The sequence below is a fragment of the Streptomyces sp. RGM 3693 genome (assembly GCF_050471125.1).
Taxonomy (GTDB): domain Bacteria; phylum Actinomycetota; class Actinomycetes; order Streptomycetales; family Streptomycetaceae; genus Streptomyces.
This window is the reverse complement of sequence record NZ_JBMPPQ010000002.1, coordinates 1,557,280-1,574,586: the sequence shown is the minus strand read 5'-3', so window position 1 is coordinate 1,574,586 and position 17,307 is coordinate 1,557,280. Positions and strand designations below refer to the sequence as shown.

General features: G+C 69.4%; 12 protein-coding genes and 2 pseudogenes. 9 read left to right on the top strand and 5 right to left on the bottom strand.

All coding sequences use genetic code 11. From position 1 onward, the window contains the following. Positions 1–3 precede the first annotated feature (3 nt). Together ACO0M4_RS24455 and ACO0M4_RS24450 are read right to left on the bottom strand one after the other, a co-directional pair. Positions 4–1,161, bottom strand: coding sequence for an acyl-CoA dehydrogenase family protein (locus ACO0M4_RS24455; protein ID WP_430373064.1), 1,158 nt, complete (start codon positions 1,159–1,161; stop codon positions 4–6). Between the two features lie 96 nt (positions 1,162–1,257). After that, complete coding sequence (locus ACO0M4_RS24450) at positions 1,258–1,914, bottom strand: SACE_7040 family transcriptional regulator (protein WP_430373063.1); 657 nt, start codon at positions 1,912–1,914, stop codon at positions 1,258–1,260. Positions 1,915–2,059: 145 nt separating this feature from the next. On the opposite strand from ACO0M4_RS24450, the gene ACO0M4_RS24445 reads away from it, so the two are divergent. The 7 genes and pseudogenes from ACO0M4_RS24445 (at position 2,060) to ACO0M4_RS24415 (ending at position 11,361) form a co-directional block, all read left to right on the top strand. Beyond that, positions 2,060–3,676, top strand: a complete 1,617-nt coding sequence (locus ACO0M4_RS24445) for a carboxyl transferase domain-containing protein (RefSeq protein WP_430373921.1) — start codon at positions 2,060–2,062, stop codon at positions 3,674–3,676. 8 nt (positions 3,677–3,684) lie between these two features. Continuing rightward, the gene (locus ACO0M4_RS24440) at positions 3,685–5,778 is read left to right on the top strand and encodes a biotin carboxylase N-terminal domain-containing protein (protein ID WP_430373062.1); all 2,094 of its coding nucleotides are present in this window, start codon (positions 3,685–3,687) and stop codon (positions 5,776–5,778) included. After that, positions 5,775–6,731 carry a hydroxymethylglutaryl-CoA lyase gene (locus ACO0M4_RS24435; RefSeq protein WP_430373061.1) on the top strand — a complete coding sequence of 319 codons (957 nt, stop codon included), beginning with the start codon at positions 5,775–5,777 and terminating at the stop codon, positions 6,729–6,731. Before ACO0M4_RS24440 ends, ACO0M4_RS24435 begins: the two co-directional genes overlap by 4 nt. Positions 6,732–6,734: 3 nt before the next feature. Beyond that, complete coding sequence (locus ACO0M4_RS24430; RefSeq protein ID WP_430373060.1) at positions 6,735–7,889, top strand: acyl-CoA dehydrogenase family protein; 1,155 nt, start codon at positions 6,735–6,737, stop codon at positions 7,887–7,889. Positions 7,890–8,137: 248 nt separating this feature from the next. Then, positions 8,138–8,303: pseudogene (locus tag ACO0M4_RS24425) on the top strand (IS5/IS1182 family transposase); the annotation flags it as partial. Between the two features lie 122 nt (positions 8,304–8,425). Beyond that, positions 8,426–9,229 (top strand): hypothetical protein, encoded by an 804-nt coding sequence (locus ACO0M4_RS24420; protein ID WP_430373059.1) that lies wholly within the window; start codon positions 8,426–8,428, stop codon positions 9,227–9,229. After that, on the top strand, positions 9,226–11,361 hold the full coding sequence (locus tag ACO0M4_RS24415; protein ID WP_430373058.1) for a DNA methyltransferase: 2,136 nt from the start codon (positions 9,226–9,228) through the stop codon (positions 11,359–11,361). Before ACO0M4_RS24420 ends, ACO0M4_RS24415 begins: the two co-directional genes overlap by 4 nt. Before the next feature lie 95 nt (positions 11,362–11,456). On the opposite strand, the pseudogene ACO0M4_RS24410 reads toward ACO0M4_RS24415, so the two are convergent. Next, positions 11,457–11,643, bottom strand: a pseudogene (locus tag ACO0M4_RS24410) (IS5/IS1182 family transposase); the annotation flags it as partial. Positions 11,644–11,764: 121 nt separating this feature from the next. After that, positions 11,765–13,465, bottom strand: coding sequence for a beta-N-acetylhexosaminidase (locus ACO0M4_RS24405; RefSeq protein ID WP_430373057.1), 1,701 nt, complete (start codon positions 13,463–13,465; stop codon positions 11,765–11,767). Between the two features lie 195 nt (positions 13,466–13,660). On the opposite strand from ACO0M4_RS24405, the gene ACO0M4_RS24400 reads away from it, so the two are divergent. Continuing rightward, positions 13,661–13,936, top strand: a complete 276-nt coding sequence (locus tag ACO0M4_RS24400; protein ID WP_100603285.1) for a hypothetical protein — start codon at positions 13,661–13,663, stop codon at positions 13,934–13,936. Between the two features lie 81 nt (positions 13,937–14,017). Continuing rightward, positions 14,018–15,847, top strand: coding sequence for a glutamine--fructose-6-phosphate transaminase (isomerizing) (glmS, locus tag ACO0M4_RS24395; protein WP_430373056.1), 1,830 nt, complete (start codon positions 14,018–14,020; stop codon positions 15,845–15,847). 324 nt (positions 15,848–16,171) lie between these two features. Here glmS and ACO0M4_RS24390 read toward each other — a convergent pair whose 3' ends face one another. Next, positions 16,172–16,693, bottom strand: a complete 522-nt coding sequence (locus tag ACO0M4_RS24390; protein WP_430373055.1) for a universal stress protein — start codon at positions 16,691–16,693, stop codon at positions 16,172–16,174. Between the last annotated feature and the right edge of the window lie 614 nt (positions 16,694–17,307).

The window sequence follows — 17,307 nt, the reverse complement described above, 5'->3', positions numbered from 1 at the left end:
CCCTTACAGGCCCATGGACTTGGCGATGATGGACTTCATGACCTCGCTGGTGCCGCCGTAGATGCGGTTGACGCGGTTGTCGGCGTAGAGGCGGGCGATCGGGTACTCGTTCATGAAGCCGTAGCCGCCGTGCAGTTGGAGGCAGCGGTCGATGACGCGGTGGGCGACCTCGGTGCAGAAGAGCTTCGCGGAGGCGGCCTCGGCCGGGGACAGCTCGCCGGCGTCGAGGGCCTCTAGGGCGCGGTCGGCGACGGCCTCGGCGGCGTCCACCTCGGCCTGGCAGGCGGCCAGTTCGAACTTGGTGTTCTGGAAGGAGGCGACGGTCTTGCCGAAGACGGTGCGCTCCTGCACGTACTGCTGGGCGAACCGGACGGCGGCCTTGGCCTGCGCGTAGGCGCCGAAGGCGATGCCCCAGCGCTCGGAGGGCAGGTTCCGGCCGAGGTAGGAGAAGCCCTTGTTCTCCTCGCCGAGCAGGTCCTCGACGGGCACCTTGACGTCGACGAACGCCAGCTCGGCGGTGTCGGAGACCTTCAGGCCCAGCTTGTCGAGCTTGCGGCCGATCGAGTAGCCCTCGGACGTGGTGTCGACGGCGAAGAGGGAGATGCCGTGGCGGCGGTCGTCCTCGCGCGGGGCGGAGGTGCGGGCGCACACGATGACGCGGTCGGCGTGCACGCCGCCGGTGATGAAGGTCTTGGAGCCGTTGAGGACGTAGTGGGTGCCGTCGGCGGAGAGCTTGGCGGTGGTCTTCATGCCGGCGAGGTCGGAGCCGGTGCCCGGCTCGGTCATCGCCAGGGCCCACATCTCCTCGCCGGAGACGAACTTGGGCAGGTAGCGCTTCTTCTGCGCGTCGGTGGCGAGCATCTGGAGGTACGGCAGGCCGAGCAGCACGTGGACGCCGGAGCCGCCGAAGGAGACGCCGGCGCGGGCGGTCTCTTCGTACATCACGGCCTCGAACTTGTGCGAGTCGATGCCGGCGCCGCCGTACTCCTCGGGGACGCGGATCCCGAAGATGCCCAGCTCGGCGAGCTTGTAGTAGAAGTCGCGGGGCACCAGGCCGGCGGTGTACCACTCGTCGTGGGCGGGCACGACCTCGGCCTCGATGAAGGCGCGTATGGTCTCGCGGAACGCCTCGTGATCCTCGTTGAACACCGTCCGACGCATGCCCTTGGCCTCCTTCACCACCACACTAAGCGTTTGCTCAGCGAAAGCTACCCGCCGGTCACCAACGCTGTCCAGAGTGGGGAAGGGGGCAGCCCCTCAGCCCGCCCGGCGCGACGCCACCACGCCCCGCGCGCCACCCCCGGCCGCCTCCGGCACCTCGGCGTCCACCGCCCCGAACGCCCCCAGCGCCAGCCGGTGCAGCAGCCGCGCCATCTCCGTCCGCCCCGGGAGCGAGCCCGGGCGACCCAGGTGCGGGGTGGAGTTCAGCAGGCCGAAGACCGCGTGCACGGCCGCCCGCACCTCGGACTCCGACGACTCGGGGTGGACCTGCCGGACGACCTCTACCCACAGCTCGACGTACTGCCGCTGGAGCTGCCGGACCCGCTTGCGGTCGGCCTCCCGGAGCCGGTCCAGCTCGCGGTCGTGCAGGGTGATCAGGGGGCGGTCGTCGAGCGCGAAGTCGATGTGCCCGTCGATCAGCGCGTCGAGCACCGCCGCGGGGCTCTCGCCGCCCTCCTCGACCCGCATCCGGCCGCCGGCCAGCAGCCGCTCACTGATCCCGACGAGGAGTTCGGCGAGCATCGCGTCCTTACCGGCGAAGTGCCGGTAGAGCCCGGGGCCGGAAATACCCACGGCCGCCCCTATTTCGTCCACGCCGACGCCGTGGAAACCGCGCTCCGCGAAGAGCCGGGCGGCCTCCTTGAGGATCTGCTCGCGGCGGCTGGTCGGGGCGGGGGCATGCGCATCACTCATGCCGTCGATTGTAGACAGGCGGGTTAGTGGTCGTTAACCTGAGAGCGATGAGGTTAACGCCTATTAACCCGCCTGGCTCCGGGACACACCCCGTGGCGCCCGGCGGGCAGCCGACCGAGCGAGGGGGCCCATAGCGATGGAGGCCATCGAGCAGGCACCGGTGCTGGCAAGCACCGACGACCCGGCGTCCGACGCCTGGCAGGCCAACGAGGCCGCGCACCGCGAACTGGCCGAGCACCTGCGCGCGAAGCTGGCCGCCGCCCGGCTGGGCGGCGGCGAGAAGGCCCGGGCCCGGCACACCGCCCGCGGCAAGCTGCTGCCGCGCGAGCGGGTGGACGCGCTGCTGGACCCCGGCTCCCCGTTCCTGGAGCTGGCGCCGCTGGCGGCGGACGGGATGTACGACGGGGCCGCGCCGGCCGCCGGGGTGATCGCCGGTATCGGCCGGGTCAGCGGCCGGGAGACCGTGATCGTCGCCAACGACGCCACCGTCAAGGGCGGCACGTACTACCCGATGACGGTCAAGAAGCACCTGCGCGCACAGGAGGTGGCGCTGGAGAACCGCCTCCCGTGCCTGTACCTCGTCGACTCCGGCGGCGCGTTCCTGCCGATGCAGGACGACGTCTTCCCCGACCGCGAGCACTTCGGACGGATCTTCTACAACCAGGCACGGATGTCCGCCGCCCGCATCCCGCAGATCGCCGCGGTCCTCGGATCCTGCACGGCCGGCGGCGCCTACGTCCCGGCGATGAGCGACGAGGCGGTGATCGTGCGGAACCAAGGCACGATCTTCCTCGGCGGCCCACCGCTGGTGAAGGCCGCCACCGGCGAGGTGGTCAGCGCCGAGGAACTGGGCGGCGGCGAAGTGCACTCCCGCACCTCCGGGGTCACCGACCACCTCGCCGAGGACGATGCGCACGCCCTGCGGATCGTCCGCACCATCGTCGCCACCCTCGGCGACCGCCCGCCGCTCCCCTGGTCCGTCCGGCCCGTCGAGGAACCCAAGGCCGACCCCGCCGGGCTCTACGGCGCGGTGCCGGTGGACTCCCGCACGCCCTACGACGTCCGCGAGGTCATCGCCCGGATCGTCGACGGCTCCCGCTTCGCCGAGTTCAAGGCCGAGTACGGCACGACCCTGATCACCGGCTTCGCCCACGTGCACGGGCACCCGGTGGGCATCGTCGCCAACAACGGCATCCTGTTCTCCGAATCCGCCCAGAAGGGCGCCCACTTCATCGAGCTGTGCGACCAGCGCGGCATCCCGCTGCTCTTCCTCCAGAACATCTCCGGCTTCATGGTCGGCCGCGACTACGAGGCGGGCGGCATCGCCAAGCACGGCGCGAAGATGGTGACCGCGGTCGCCTGCACCCGCGTCCCCAAGCTGACCGTCGTCATCGGCGGCTCCTACGGGGCGGGCAACTACTCGATGTGCGGCCGGGCCTACTCCCCCCGCTTCCTGTGGATGTGGCCCAACGCCAAGATCTCGGTGATGGGCGGCGAGCAGGCCGCGTCCGTCCTCGCCACCGTCAAGCGCGACCAGTTGGAGGCCCGCGGCGAGGAGTGGAGCGCGGCGGACGAGACCGCCTTCAAGGACCCGATCCGCGCACAGTACGAGACCCAGGGCAACGCCTACTACGCGACCGCCCGACTGTGGGACGACGGCGTCATCGACCCGCTGGAGACCCGCCAGGTACTGGGCCTGGCGCTGACGGCCTGCGCCAACGCCCCGCTCGGTGAGCCGAGCTTCGGCGTCTTCCGGATGTGAGAGGACCTATGACCAGCTTCGACACCGGCCTGTTCGACACCGTCCTGGTCGCCAACCGCGGGGAGATCGCGGTCCGCGTCATCCGGACGCTGCGCGCGCTCGGCATCCGCTCGGTCGCGGTGTACAGCGACGCGGACGCCGACGCCCGGCACGTCCGGGAGGCCGACACCGCGGTCCGGATCGGCCCGGCCCCGGCCGCCGAGAGCTACCTGTCCGTGGAACGCCTGCTGGCCGCCGCGGCCCGCACCGGCGCCCAGGCCGTCCACCCCGGCTACGGCTTCCTCGCCGAGAACGCCGGCTTCGCCCGCGCCTGCACCGACGCCGGACTGGCGTTCATCGGGCCGCCAGCGGACGCCATCGACCTGATGGGCGACAAGATCCGGGCCAAGGAGACGGTCCGCGCGGCCGGCGTCCCGGTCGTCCCCGGTTCGTCCGGCAGCGGCCTCACCGACGCACAACTGGCCGCCGCGGCACGGGAGATCGGCATGCCCGTACTCCTCAAACCGTCGGCCGGCGGCGGCGGCAAGGGCATGCGCCTGGTCCGGGACGCCGCCCGGTTGGCCGACGAGATCGCCGCCGCCCGCCGCGAGGCCCGCTCGTCCTTCGGGGACGACACCCTGCTGGTGGAGCGCTGGATCGACCGGCCCCGGCACATCGAGATCCAGGTCCTGGCGGACGGCCACGGCAACGTCCTCCACCTCGGCGAGCGCGAGTGCTCCCTCCAGCGCCGCCACCAGAAGATCATCGAGGAGGCCCCCTCGGTACTGCTGGACGAGGCCACCCGGGCCGCGATGGGCGCGGCAGCCGTCCAAGCGGCCCGCTCCTGCGGCTACCGCGGCGCCGGCACCGTCGAGTTCATCGTCCCCGGCAAGGACCCGGCCGGCTACTGCTTCATGGAGATGAACACCCGCCTCCAGGTGGAACACCCGGTCACCGAGATGACGGTGTCCTTCGATCCGACCGGCGCCGGGGGCGGACTGGACCTCGTCGAATGGCAGCTACGGATCGCCGCCGGAGAACACCTGCCCTACGCCCAGGAGCACCTCTCCTTCTCCGGGCACGCCATAGAGGCCCGGATCTGCGCCGAGGACCCCAGCCGCGACTTCCTGCCGACCGGCGGCACCGTGCTCACCCTGCGCGAGCCCGGCGGCGAGTGGGGGTCCTCCCCGTTCGAGCGGAGTGGGGAGCTTGCGGGAGTGCGCACCGACTCCGGCCTCACCGAGGGCGTCGAGGTCGGCAGCCGCTACGACCCGATGCTCGCCAAGGTCATCGCGCACGGCCCGGACCGGGCCAGCGCCCTACGGAAGCTGCGGGCCGCACTGGCCGCCACGGTCACCCTCGGCGTGCCGACCAACGCCGGGTTCCTGCGCCGCCTGCTGGCCCACCCGGACGTGGTCTCCGGCGAGTTGGACACCGGGCTGGTCGAGCGGGTGGCGGCCGACCTGGTGGGCGACGCGGTACCGGACGAGGTGTACGCGGCGGCCGCCGCGGTCCGGCAGGCGGCCCTGGAACCGACGGCGGACGCGGCCGGCTGGCGCGACCCGTTCGCCGCGCCGACCGGCTTCCGGCTCGGCGGCGAGCCCGCCCCGGTGCGCCACTGGCTGCGGGTCCCCGGACAGGACCCGGTGGCGTACGACGTCCGGCCCGGCGCCGCCCCGGAGCGCTTCGAGGTCACCGCCGACGAGGTGCGGCTCACCGTCGACGGTGTCCGGCACACCTTCCACCGCGGCGGCGACTGGCTGGGCCGGGACGGCGACGCCTGGCACGTCACCGACCACGACCCGGTGGCCGAGGCGCTGCGCGCGGCGGCCCGCGGGCACGGGGTGGACACCCTCGCCGCCCCGATGCCGGGCACCGTCACCGTCGTCAAGGTGGCCGTCGGCGACGAGGTCACCGCCGGGCAGGGCCTGTTGGTGGTGGAGGCGATGAAGATGGAGCACGTGATCTCCGCGCCGCACGCCGGGACGGTCACCGAGTTGGACGTCACCCCCGGCAGCACGGTCGCCATGGACCAGGTGCTGGCCGTCGTCGCGCCCCACGAGAGCGCCGACGGCGAGGACGCCGGGACGGCCCCCGGCACGGACGAGGAGGTGACGGCATGACCACCGACGGCGCACCGGTGACCGGGCTTCCCATGGAGGTGCCCGCGGAGGGCCTGCCCACCCGCGTGCGGATCCACGAGGTCGGGCCGCGCGACGGACTACAGAACGAGCAGGCGGTGGTGCCCACCGAGGTCAAGGCGGAGTTCATCCGCCGGCTGGTCGCCGCCGGCCTGCCGCTGGTCGAGGCGGCCAGCTTCGTGCACCCCAAGTGGGTGCCCCAACTCGCCGACGCCGAAGCGCTGTTCCCGATGCTGGACGGGCTGGACCCGCGGCAGCTGCCAGTACTGGTGCCCAACGAGCGGGGCCTGACCCGTGCCCTGGCCCTGGGCGCCCGCCGGATCGCGGTGATCGGCAGCGCCACCGAGTCGTTCGCCAAGGCCAACCTCAACCGCACGGTCGACGAGGCGCTGGCGATGTTCGAGCCGGTCGTCCGGCGAGCCCGGGACGAGAAGATCCACGTCCGCGGCTACCTGTCGATGTGCTTCGGCGACCCCTGGGAGGGCCCGGTGCCGATCGCCCAGGTCGTCCGGGTCTGCCGGGCCCTGCTCGACCTGGGCTGCGACGAGCTGAGCCTGGGCGACACCATCGGCGTGGCCACCCCCGGCCACGTCCAGCACCTGCTCGCCGCGCTCAACGAGGCCGGCGTGCCCACCTCCCGGCTGGGCGTCCACTTCCACGACACCTACGGGCAGGCCCTCGCCAACACCTTCGCCGCGCTCCAGCACGGCGTCACCACCGTCGATGCCTCCGCCGGCGGCCTGGGCGGCTGCCCGTACGCCAAGAGCGCCACCGGCAACCTCGCCACCGAAGACCTCGTATGGATGCTGCACGGCCTGGGCATCGAGACCGGCGTCGACCTGGGGCGGCTGACCGAGGCCAGCGTCTGGCTGGCCTCGGTCCTCGGCCGCCCCAGCCCCTCGCGCACCGTCCGTGCCCTCTCCCCCAAGGAGTGACCCATGTCCCTGGACCACCGCCTGCCCGACGAACTGGAAGAACTCCGGCGCACGGTCGAGGCGTTCGCGCACGACGTCGTCGCCCCGGAGATCGGCGCGTACTACGAGCAGCACGCCTTCCCCTACGACATCGTCCGCCAGATGGGCCAGATGGGCCTGTTCGGCCTGCCGTTCCCCGAGGAGTACGGCGGGATGGGCGGCGACTACCTGGCGCTCGGCATCGCCCTGGAGGAGCTGGCCCGGGTCGACTCCTCGGTGGCGATCACCCTGGAGGCCGGCGTCTCGCTCGGCGCGATGCCGCTCTACCGCTTCGGCACCGAGGAGCAGAAGCAGGAGTGGCTGCCGAAGCTGTGCAGCGGGGAGCTGCTGGGCGCCTTCGGCCTCACCGAACCGGACGGCGGCTCGGACGCCGGCGCCACCCGGACCACCGCGGTCCGCGACGGCGAGGATTGGGTGATCAACGGCAGCAAGTGCTTCATCACCAACTCCGGTACGGACATCACCGGCCTGGTGACGGTCACCGCGGTCACCGGCCGCAAGGCCGACGGCTCCCCGCAGATCTCCGCGATCATCGTGCCGGCCGGCACCCCCGGCTTCACGGTCGCCGCCCCGTACTCCAAGGTCGGTTGGAACGCCTCGGACACCCGTGAGCTGTCCTTCACGGACGTCCGCGTCCCGGCCGGCAACCTCCTCGGCGAGGAGGGCCGGGGCTACGCGCAGTTCCTGCGGATCCTCGACGAGGGCCGGATCGCCATCGCCGCCCTGGCCACCGGCCTCGCCCAGGGCTGTGTGGACGAGTCGGTGCGGTACGCCAAGGAGCGGCACGCCTTCGGCCGCCCGATCGGCGCCAACCAGGCCATCCAGTTCAAACTGGCCGACATGGAGATGCGCGCCCACACCTCCCGGCTGGCCTGGCGCGACGCCGCCTCCCGGCTGGTGCACGGCGAGCCGTTCAAGAAGGAGGCGGCGCTCGCCAAGCTCTACTCCTCCGAGATCGCGGTGGACAACGCCCGCGAGGCCACCCAGATCCACGGCGGCTACGGCTTCATGAACGAGTACCCGGTCGCCCGGATGTGGCGGGACGCCAAGATCCTGGAGATCGGCGAGGGCACCAGCGAGGTCCAACGGATGCTGATCGCCCGTGAGTTGGGCTTCTAGAAACACCCCGTCCGTCCCCGAGCGGCGAACCCCTCGGGGACGGGCGAACAGATCCCCTAGGGGTTCACAACGCCCCCTGTGGGGCCACAACGCGCCGGGCCCGGGAAGCTGTTCCCGGGCCCGGCGCGTGGCTTCTCAAGCCTGTCTGGTGACTCGGGATCGGGTGCAGCGTTGGCCTGGTCGTGCAGGTGGTCACCGCTCAACGCGGTGAGCTCATAGAGGCGTTCACCGGGCTTCGCCCGCGTCGACACAACGCCTCCCACCGCCAGGTCCGCGCCCGGGTCGGTCGAGCACGCCTCCGCCCGGATGACGAACGGGAAGATCCTGCGGGACTGCCACCTCAAAGGCAACGGTGTCCGGTGGGCCACCGACAGCGTCGCCCACATCCGCCACCTCGCCCTCGACCAAGCCTGATCACAGTGGTCGCGAGACAAGCTTCAACGGAGATCCCATACCACCAGAAGGGTCAGCCCGAGTCAGGTGCACCCACTACGCTGACCCCGACCTCCGGTTCCGAGACACGTAGGATGTTGACCTTGACTCCCAACAGCTCCTCGACCTGTGCGGACATCTTCGTAGCCTGTTGCCGGGCAATGCAGCAAGCAATCCTGATTAAGCGTGTCAGTCGCCAGGACAAGGAATTCCACTTCCAGAACTGGGTCGGGGACCGCCTGACCGATGCCAAGCTCCAGCACGATTCAGCAGGACGCAACAGCTACCCGGACTACACCCTCGTGCAGAGCCCCGAGGGTTATGAGGTCAAGGGCCTGAAGTGGCCAGGCCGTGAGGCGGACTACGACAGCAACAGCCGTATCCCGACTGGGGAACACAACGGGCGAACTGTCTACTACGTCTTCGGTCGCTACCCGGCAGTGACCGATGAATCCGAGTACCCGGTTGTCGACCTCGTCATTTGCCATGGCGATTTCCTGAACGCCGACCATTCGTACGTCCACAAGAATAAGAGCTTCCGGGGATTCGGGTCCTACGGCGACCTCCTTGTGCGTGATCGCAAAATGTACGTCGCCCCAACGCCGTTTGCACTGGCGCAAGGGACTACCGGGCAGGCAACCCTCATAACCCCTTCCGAGCTGAAGTTGAACGATGACAGGATCGAGCAGGTTGGCGAACTGATCCGCATCGAATCAGACGAAGTGGCAGTCGGTTACTCATTTGACTTGCGAACAAATGAACTAACCCCCGATTTTACCCCCAATCCCTCCGCCGGTAAGGAGCACCGGTTCACAGCCTATAGAATGAAGGGGATGGGAAGCGGCTCTGTCGCGATGAATGACGCCCGACGCACCAATGGGCAGCTTGTGATTGGCGACGATGAATGACGCTCTTTGAGATCGATTTCCGGGGCACCGCAGGGGGAAACGAAGCCGCAAATACTCCCATTCCACCACTCACGGCACTTGAGAGCGACTTCCCGTCCGCCGCCTTGAGTCGTATCGGCGAGCACGAGTCGTGGCGCAAGGAAGTGCACCGACCGGCAACCAGCACACACAAGTGGTGGGCCAAACGTCTCGGCAGCATCTTCCGCGGAATCCTGACGTCTTCTATCACCGACAACCAAGACGACGCTCTTGCTGCCTACGGATCTGCTGCCAGGCTCGACGGCATCGCCGTCTTCGATCCGTTTTCCGGATCAGGGACAACTCTCGTTGAGGCAGTAAAGCTCGGCGCGAACGTCATCGGATGGGATATCAATCCTGTAGCAACTCTCGTGCAGCGCCAAGCCGTCCAGCGATGGGACATGGCGGAGCTGGAACGTGCGTACAAATTGGTTGAGGCTTCCTGCCGGGCTGAGATTGACCGCGTACACCGAACCTCAACTGGCGAAACCGCTCTTTACTACTTTTGGGTCGCCGTAGCCGCATGCCCTGATTGCGATGCTGAAACCCGTCTCTTCTCAAGCCACGTCTTCTCCCAGAACGCCTACCCCAAAAGGGTGCCAGCTGCCCAGATTGTTTGCCCTGAATGCCTCGACATCACGCCCGGGCGATACGACTTCGAGCACCTCCTGTGCCGGAATGGGCATGAAGTCACGCGCAAAGGCGCCGTCGACCGTACGCAGCTGACGTGCCCGAACGGACACACATCCAAGGTGCTAGCCGCCCTGGACGGGAAAGCTCCGCGCTACGAGATGTACGCCAAGCTCGTGCTGGGCTTCGACGGAAAGAAGCGATACGAGCCTATCGATGACTACGACCGCTCGCTCTACAGCGAGTGCTCGGCCCTCCTGAGCGAGAAGTCATCGGAGCTCGTCCTCCCGGAAGGGGAGCTCGAAAACGGGCACAACACACGCCAGGCAATCCGCTGGGGCTTCACCACCTGGAAGCAGTTCTTTAACGATCGACAGCTCTATTCACTGGGACTACTCGGGGCCGCAATTCGCGACTCTGACGCGGGGCCAGCAGAAAGAGAAGCTCTTGCCGCTCTCTTCTCCGGAACACTTGAGTTCAATAACATGTTCTGCTCGTTCAAGGGCGAAGGAACTGGTGCCGTTCGGCATATGTTCAGCCATCACATCTTGAAGCCTGAGCGAACCCCGCTCGAAGCCCACCCTTGGGGCACGCCTGCATCGTCGGGCTCCTTTTCGACGCTCTTCAAGAGCCGACTGGTCCGAGCCCACGCGTACAAAACGGACCCCACCGACCAAGTCATTCTGGATGACAAGGTATGCAGGATCTCTGGGCTGTCGCTTCCGACCGAATCCGAAGTGGTTAACTCATGGCCCGCCGAGGGCTTGCGTCGCGGAACCGTCTATCTGCGAACGGGAGACTCTTCACACACGGATCTGCCTGACGGGTCGGTCGACCTTGTGATCACCGACCCTCCGTACATGGACAATGTCCATTACTCGGAGTTGGCCGACTTCTTCCATGCATGGCTTTGCGCAGTAGCGCCTTCGTCTGACTATCCACGCAGCGCGACAACCAGAAACTCGCGCGAAGTGCAGAGCGCAACACCAGATGGCTTCGAGCAAGCCATCTCCAGGGTCTGGTCGGAATGCTCTCGCGTACTCAAGCCGAACGGTCTCATTGCTTTCACCTTCCACCAAGCCAGAATCACCGGGTGGGCAGCCCTTGTAAAAGCACTGGCTGATGCCGGACTTGTCGTAACGGCTGTGCAGCCCGTTAAGGGCGAGATGACCACCAGCATCACCAAGAATGGATCGGAACCATCCAATTTGGATTCGATCGTGGTGTGCCGAAAGCGTGGGAGTGTACCTGGGTTGACGGATCCGCATTCAGCGGCACAGCTAGGAGAAGAGCGCCTGAAAGCCTTGAAGGCGGACGGAGTCACCGTCGGCAGCGGAGACATCCGATCCGTTATTCGTGGCTACGTAATGGCTACCTACGCCGCCGACCCGACAGCTTCGGATATGGACTCGCTCGTTTCCCTTGCCGACCAGCTGGCTGACGAGCGGATCGAACAACTCTCCGGAGAGCCGGGTGCTGAGTAGCTCCGCAACGTCGTTTGCTCACGCCGCGGTGTCCTGAGTCAGAGGAGCACCGAGCCAGGTGGCATGCAACCAAGGCTTGTCTTGCGCCCCTGTGATCAGGCTTGGTCGAGGGCGAGGTGGTGCATGTGGGCGACGCCGTGGGTGGCCCACCGGACACCGTTGCCTTTGAGGTGGCAGTCCCGCAGGATCTTCCCGTTCGTCATCCGGGCGGAGGCGTGCTCGACCGACCCGGGCACGGACCTGGCGGTGGGAGGCGTTGTGCCGCTCTTTCCAGTCCGGGAGCCACGCCCGCGGCATCCATGCAGGCCAGGCGACGTGGCGAGCCACCACGCGCCGGGCCCGGGAGGCTGTTCCCGGGCCCGGCGCGTGGTCGCGATGCGTCAACCGCCGCCGCCCCGACGCGTCACCGCGTCGGCCACGCCACCTCGGGCGCCCGGTAGTAGTGGATGCCCTGGGCGTCCCACCGCGGCCCCTGTGCGGCCAGCCGCGTCCGGTACCCGTCCCAGCCGTGCGTCCGGGCCGGCGACCAGCCCAGCTCGGCGATGCCGGGCAGCCGCGGGAAGGCCATGTACTCGATGTTCGCCGAGGTCGTCAGGGTCTCCGACCACAGGGGCGCCTCGACGCCCGCGACCGCCGTGCCGGGCGCGCCGGCCAGATAGGTGCCCGGGTCCCAGTCGTAGGCGCGCCGGACGTTCACGTAGCCGGCCCAGGTCAGGCCCAGCGGGGTGTCCTTGTCGTACTTCATGTCGAGGTAGGCCCGGTCGGCGGGCGAGAGGACCAGCCCCGTCCCGTGCTTCGCGGCGTCGACGACCTGCGCGCGCTCCTCCGCTCCCGTCTTGTCGTAGCCCCAGTACTGGGCGAGGGCGCCCTTGGCCGGTTGCGCCCCGGTCAGCTGGTGCCAGCCGACCACGGTCTTGCCGTATTTGGCGACCACCGGCTGCACCTTGTCCATGAAGGTGACGTAGTCCGCGTGGCTGGTGGAGTGCGCCTCGTCGCCGCCGATGTGGAGGTAGCGGCCGGGGGTGAGCGCGGCGATCTCCCGGATGACGTCGTCGACGAAGTCGTAGGTGACCTTCTTGGGCACGCACAGCGAGCTGAAGCCGACCTTGGTGCCGGTGTAGAGCGGCGGCGCCTCGCCGTTGCAGTTGAGGTCGGCGTACGAGGCGAGCGCGGCGTTGGTGTGGCCGGGCAGGTCGATCTCGGGGACCACCGTCAGGTAGCGGCTGGCAGCGTAGCGGACGATCTCGCGGTAGTCGTCCTTGGTGTAGTGGCCGCCGCGGCCGCCGCCGACCTGGGTGCTGCCGCCGTAGGTCGCCAGCCGCGGCCAGGAGTCGATCGCGATCCGCCAGCCCTGGTCGTCGGAGAGGTGGAGGTGCAACTTGTTGATCTTGTACTGGGCGAGCTGGTCGATGTACCGCTTGACCTGCTCGACGGTGAAGAAGTGCCGGGAGACGTCCAGCATCGCGCCCCGGTAGGCGTAGCGCGGGGTGTCGGAGATCGTCCCGCCGGCGATCCGCCAGGGGCCGGGCTGCCGGCTCTTCTTCTCGACGGCGGCCGGCAGCAACTGGCGGAGGGTCTGGACGCCGTGGAAGAGGCCGGCCGGGCGGGCGGCGCTGATGGTGACCGCGCGGCCGCCGGAGGTCAGCCGGTACCCCTCGGCGCCGAGGCCGCGGGTGTCCCGGCCGCCGAGCCGGAAGACGATGCCGTCCGCGCCGCCGCGGGTGGTGACCGGCAGCGAGAAGCCGGTGGCCGGGCGCAGCAGCCCGGCCAGGTAGCCGGCGATCTGTCGGGCCTCGCCGGAGTTGCCGGGCACCCGGATCCTGGTGCGCTCGCCGATCGTGTAGGCGTCGCCGGCCGGGCGGACGGAGGCGGGCGCCGGGATGACCCGGCCGAGCGGGGTGGCGGCGGGGGCGGCGGTACTCCGCTGCGGTGCACCGGCGGTCACCGTCCCAGCCGCCGCGACGAGCAGCAGTGAGAACAGGAGTCTGCGTCGTCTCGTGACTCCGCTCCCCCACCTGAAGGAGGGGGGCTTCCAACCCGAGGGTTGCGGTCCAGCCCGAACCGGCCCCTCGTGGGGCGAGGGGAAATTACCACAGCCCAACATCGATGGACGATCCCTTCGGCGAGCTTCATCAGCGGCACGTTCTGCATGGCATGGAGCGACCGGACGGTGACCATGCGTACCGCGCGCCTGGTTGTCGGTCAAGGTGTAGACCAGTTTCCGGGCGCGTTCGGCGCCATCTGCCCGATACCGGGCAGAATTCTTGCGATTCTCGGCGCGGCCCCGCAATATCGACGGGTGCTCGAACGCCGTCCGTCCCACGAGGACCTCATCGACCACCTGGTCCGCAGCACGCCGCTACAGCGCGGCGAAGCGGCCCGGGTGGTGCTGGACGTGCTGGCGTACTTCGACGAGAGCACGGAGGGGTTCGTCCGCCGCAGACACCGCGAGCTGCAGTCCCAGGGACTGCGGAACGAGGCGATCTTCGAGCGGATCGCACACGAGCTGCCGCACCGCGCCGTGTCCCCCCCGTCGCTCTCGCTGCGCCAGCTGCGCCGCCTGGTCTACGGCTGACGGCCTCCGGAGCCGAAAGCCAGCCCCGGACCGGCCAGCGACGGCCGAGCCCCCATGAACGCCAACGAGAAGGGTCACCGTATGTGCGGGATCGTCGGATACATCGGTAAGCGCGATGTCGCGCCGCTGCTCCTTGAGGGCCTGCAGCGCCTGGAGTACCGCGGCTACGACTCGGCCGGCATCGCCATCCACGCCAAGGGCACCGGCAAGGCCACCGGCGGTCTGAAGACCGCCAAGGCCAAGGGTCGGGTCCGGGAGCTGGAGTCCCGCCTGCCGAAGCGCTTCGCCGGCTCCACCGGCATCGCGCACACCCGCTGGGCCACCCACGGCGCCCCCACCGACGAGAACGCCCACCCGCACCTCGACACCGAGGGCAAGGTCGCGGTCGTCCACAACGGCATCATCGACAACGCCGCCGAGTTGCGCGCCCGGCTGACCGCCGACGGCTTCGTCTTCGCCTCCGAGACCGACACCGAGGTGCTGGCCCACCTCATCGGCCGCTCCGCCGCCCCGACGCTGGAGGAGAAGGTCCGCGAGGCGCTCCGCCACATCGAGGGCACCTACGGCATCGCCGTCCTGCACGCCGACTTCGCCGACCGCATCGTGGTCGCCCGCAACGGCTCCCCGGTCGTCCTGGGCATCGGCGAGCACGAGATGTTCGTCTCCTCTGACGTCGCCGCGCTGGTCTCGCACACCCGCCAGGTCGTCACCCTCGACGACGGCGAGATGGCCACCCTCAAGGCCGACGACTACCGCACGTACACCACCGAGGGCTCCCGTACGACGGCGACGCCGGAGACCGTCGAGTACGCGGCCGAGTCGTACGACCTGGGCGGCCACGACACCTACATGCACAAGGAGATCTCCGAGCAGGCGGAGGCGGTGGACCGGGCGCTGCGCGGCCGGATCGACGACCGCTTCTCCACCGTCCACCTCGGCGGTCTCAACCTCGACGCCCGCGAGGCGCGTGCGGTGCGCCGGGTGAAGATCCTGGGCTGCGGCACCTCCTACCACGCCGGCCAGATCGGCGCCCAGATGATCGAGGAGCTGGCCCGCATCCCCTCGGACGCCGAGCCGGCCTCCGAGTTCCGCTACCGCAACCCGGTCGTGGACCCCGACACCCTCTACGTCGCCGTCTCCCAGTCCGGTGAGACCTACGACGTGCTGGCCGCCGTCCAGGAGCTCAAGCGCAAGGGCGCCCGGGTGCTGGGTCTGGTGAACGTGGTCGGCTCGGCGATCGCCCGGGAGACCGACGGCGGCATCTACGTCCACGCAGGACCCGAGGTCTGCGTGGTCTCCACCAAGTGCTTCACCAACATGGTGGTCTCCTTCGCGCTGCTCGCCCTGCACCTGGGCCGGATCCGGGACCTGTCGGTCGCGGACGGCAAGCGGATCATCGAGGGCCTGCGGAAGCTGCCCGGCCAGATCGACGAGATCCTCAAGGGCGAGGACGAGATCAAGGAGCTCTCGGCCCAGTACGCCGACGCGAAGTCGATGATGTTCATCGGCCGGGTGCGCGGCTACCCGGTGGCCCGCGAGGCATCGCTGAAGCTCAAGGAGGTCTCGTACATCCACGCCGAGGCGTACCCGGCCTCGGAGCTCAAGCACGGCCCGCTGGCGCTGATCGAGCCGGCGATGCCGACGGTCGCGATCGTGCCGGACGACGACCTGCTGGAGAAGAACCGCGCCGCGCTGGAGGAGATCAAGGCCCGCAGCGGCCGGATCCTCGCCGTCGCCCACACCGAGCAGGAGAAGGCCGACCACACCATCGTGGTGCCGAAGAACGAGCCCGAGCTGGACCCGATCCTGATGGGCATCCCGCTCCAACTCCTCGCCTACCACACGGCGTTGGCCCTGGGTCGGGACATCGACAAGCCCCGCAACCTCGCCAAGTCCGTCACGGTGGAGTAGGCCCGCAAAAACAGGCGCTGGCTCCGCGTGCGTGCCACCGTACGCACGCGGAGCCGGCGCCTCCCCTTTGCCGACGTCGCCCATTACGCCGGCGGGATGCCACCGCCCCGGGATCCGTCACGTCCCGGCCGGCAGCACGTCGCTGTGACCGTTTTCTACCCGTCGCAAGCGCACGACCAACCTCCCGACGGCAACCGGGCTTCCGTTGCCCACAATCCCCATGACGCCCCCTCAACTGTGGACATGCCGAGGAGAGTCGATCAACGGGGGGCGTGTGCAAGGGAGTTCGGCCGCGACCCGACCGGGGCCACATCCTCGCCGGCGTCAGGGAATGACCATGACCGGGCGCTGCGCCCGGCGGGCCAGCCGGCCGGCCACCGAGCCGAAGATCCGGCCGACGAGACCGTGCGTCGAGCCGACCACGATCGCGTCGGCCTCGTACTCCCGGCCGACCTCCTCCAGCTCGTGGCAGATGTCGCCGCCGCGCTCGACGAGGATCCAGGGGACCTCGGCGAGGTGGTCGGCGCAGGCGAGCTCCAGCCCGAGCACCTCGGTGCGGTGATCGGGGACGTCCACGAAGACCGGGGGTTCGCAGCCCGCCCACACCGTCGTCGGCAGCCGGTTGGCCACGTGGACGATGATCAGGCCGGAGCCGTGGCGTCGCGCCATACCGATTGCATACGCCAACGCGCGTTCGCTCGACGTGGAGCCGTCGAAGCCGACCACGACGCCGTGCCGGAAGGCGGGATCGCAGGAGTGGTGCTTCTGTTCCACCGCTTCGAGGTCCGCCATCGGATCGGCGACCTGCTTGCGGTCCGCGGGTTCAGGGGTTTCGTGACCGGCCATGGGTGTCTCGGCGAGAACGTCCTCTTGCGGAGGGGCGAACGGGGAACGGCGATTGACTTGATCCGGCAGTTGACCTGGGCGGCTCGATCAAGGAGCAGGAGCCTTAGTTCAAAGAGGAACAACACGACTGGGAATCATCTTTCCAAGCCGATACCCCAAGAGTACGGCGCTACTCCTTCACTGCCCAGAACGCCCACGGGTCACCGGGCGCCCGTACGGGGCGGTCCGGGGCCGCAAGCGTTCCCCGGAGCATGCCGGAGCGTGGCGCGGATGGCAATGCCCCGCCCTGCCCCCGTACGTACCCCCGGCGGCGCCCCGCGAGCATCGACAGCGCGCCCCTCACCGCCTGGCCTCGGTGATCACCACGACGCCGCCGCCGCACCGTAGATCACTCGACCCAGTGAGCGGCGTCGCGCCCCCCGGGCGCGTCCGACCGCCCGCGGTGCCCGTCGCCTTGATCGCGGGCGGGACGGCACCGGCGGGCACGGACGGGCGCCGCCCTCGCCCCCGCGGGGGCGGCCGGTGCCCGCCGCGGGCCCTCGCACCGACCCGAGTGGACAACCACGCAACCCCGTGCTGGAGACACCACCCACCACAGGGGCAAAAGGGGATAT

Coding starts and splice junctions, on each gene's coding strand:
- ACO0M4_RS24405 (WP_430373057.1), bottom strand. CDS start 13,465: ATGTTGGGCTGTGGTAATTTCCCCTCGCCCCACGAGGGGCCGGTTCGG.
- ACO0M4_RS24390 (WP_430373055.1), bottom strand. CDS start 16,693: ATGGCCGGTCACGAAACCCCTGAACCCGCGGACCGCAAGCAGGTCGCC.
- ACO0M4_RS24440 (WP_430373062.1), top strand. CDS start 3,685: ATGACCAGCTTCGACACCGGCCTGTTCGACACCGTCCTGGTCGCCAAC.
- ACO0M4_RS24435 (WP_430373061.1), top strand. CDS start 5,775: ATGACCACCGACGGCGCACCGGTGACCGGGCTTCCCATGGAGGTGCCC.
- ACO0M4_RS24430 (WP_430373060.1), top strand. CDS start 6,735: ATGTCCCTGGACCACCGCCTGCCCGACGAACTGGAAGAACTCCGGCGC.
- glmS (WP_430373056.1), top strand. CDS start 14,018: ATGTGCGGGATCGTCGGATACATCGGTAAGCGCGATGTCGCGCCGCTG.
- ACO0M4_RS24455 (WP_430373064.1), bottom strand. CDS start 1,161: ATGCGTCGGACGGTGTTCAACGAGGATCACGAGGCGTTCCGCGAGACC.
- ACO0M4_RS24450 (WP_430373063.1), bottom strand. CDS start 1,914: ATGAGTGATGCGCATGCCCCCGCCCCGACCAGCCGCCGCGAGCAGATC.
- ACO0M4_RS24415 (WP_430373058.1), top strand. CDS start 9,226: ATGACGCTCTTTGAGATCGATTTCCGGGGCACCGCAGGGGGAAACGAA.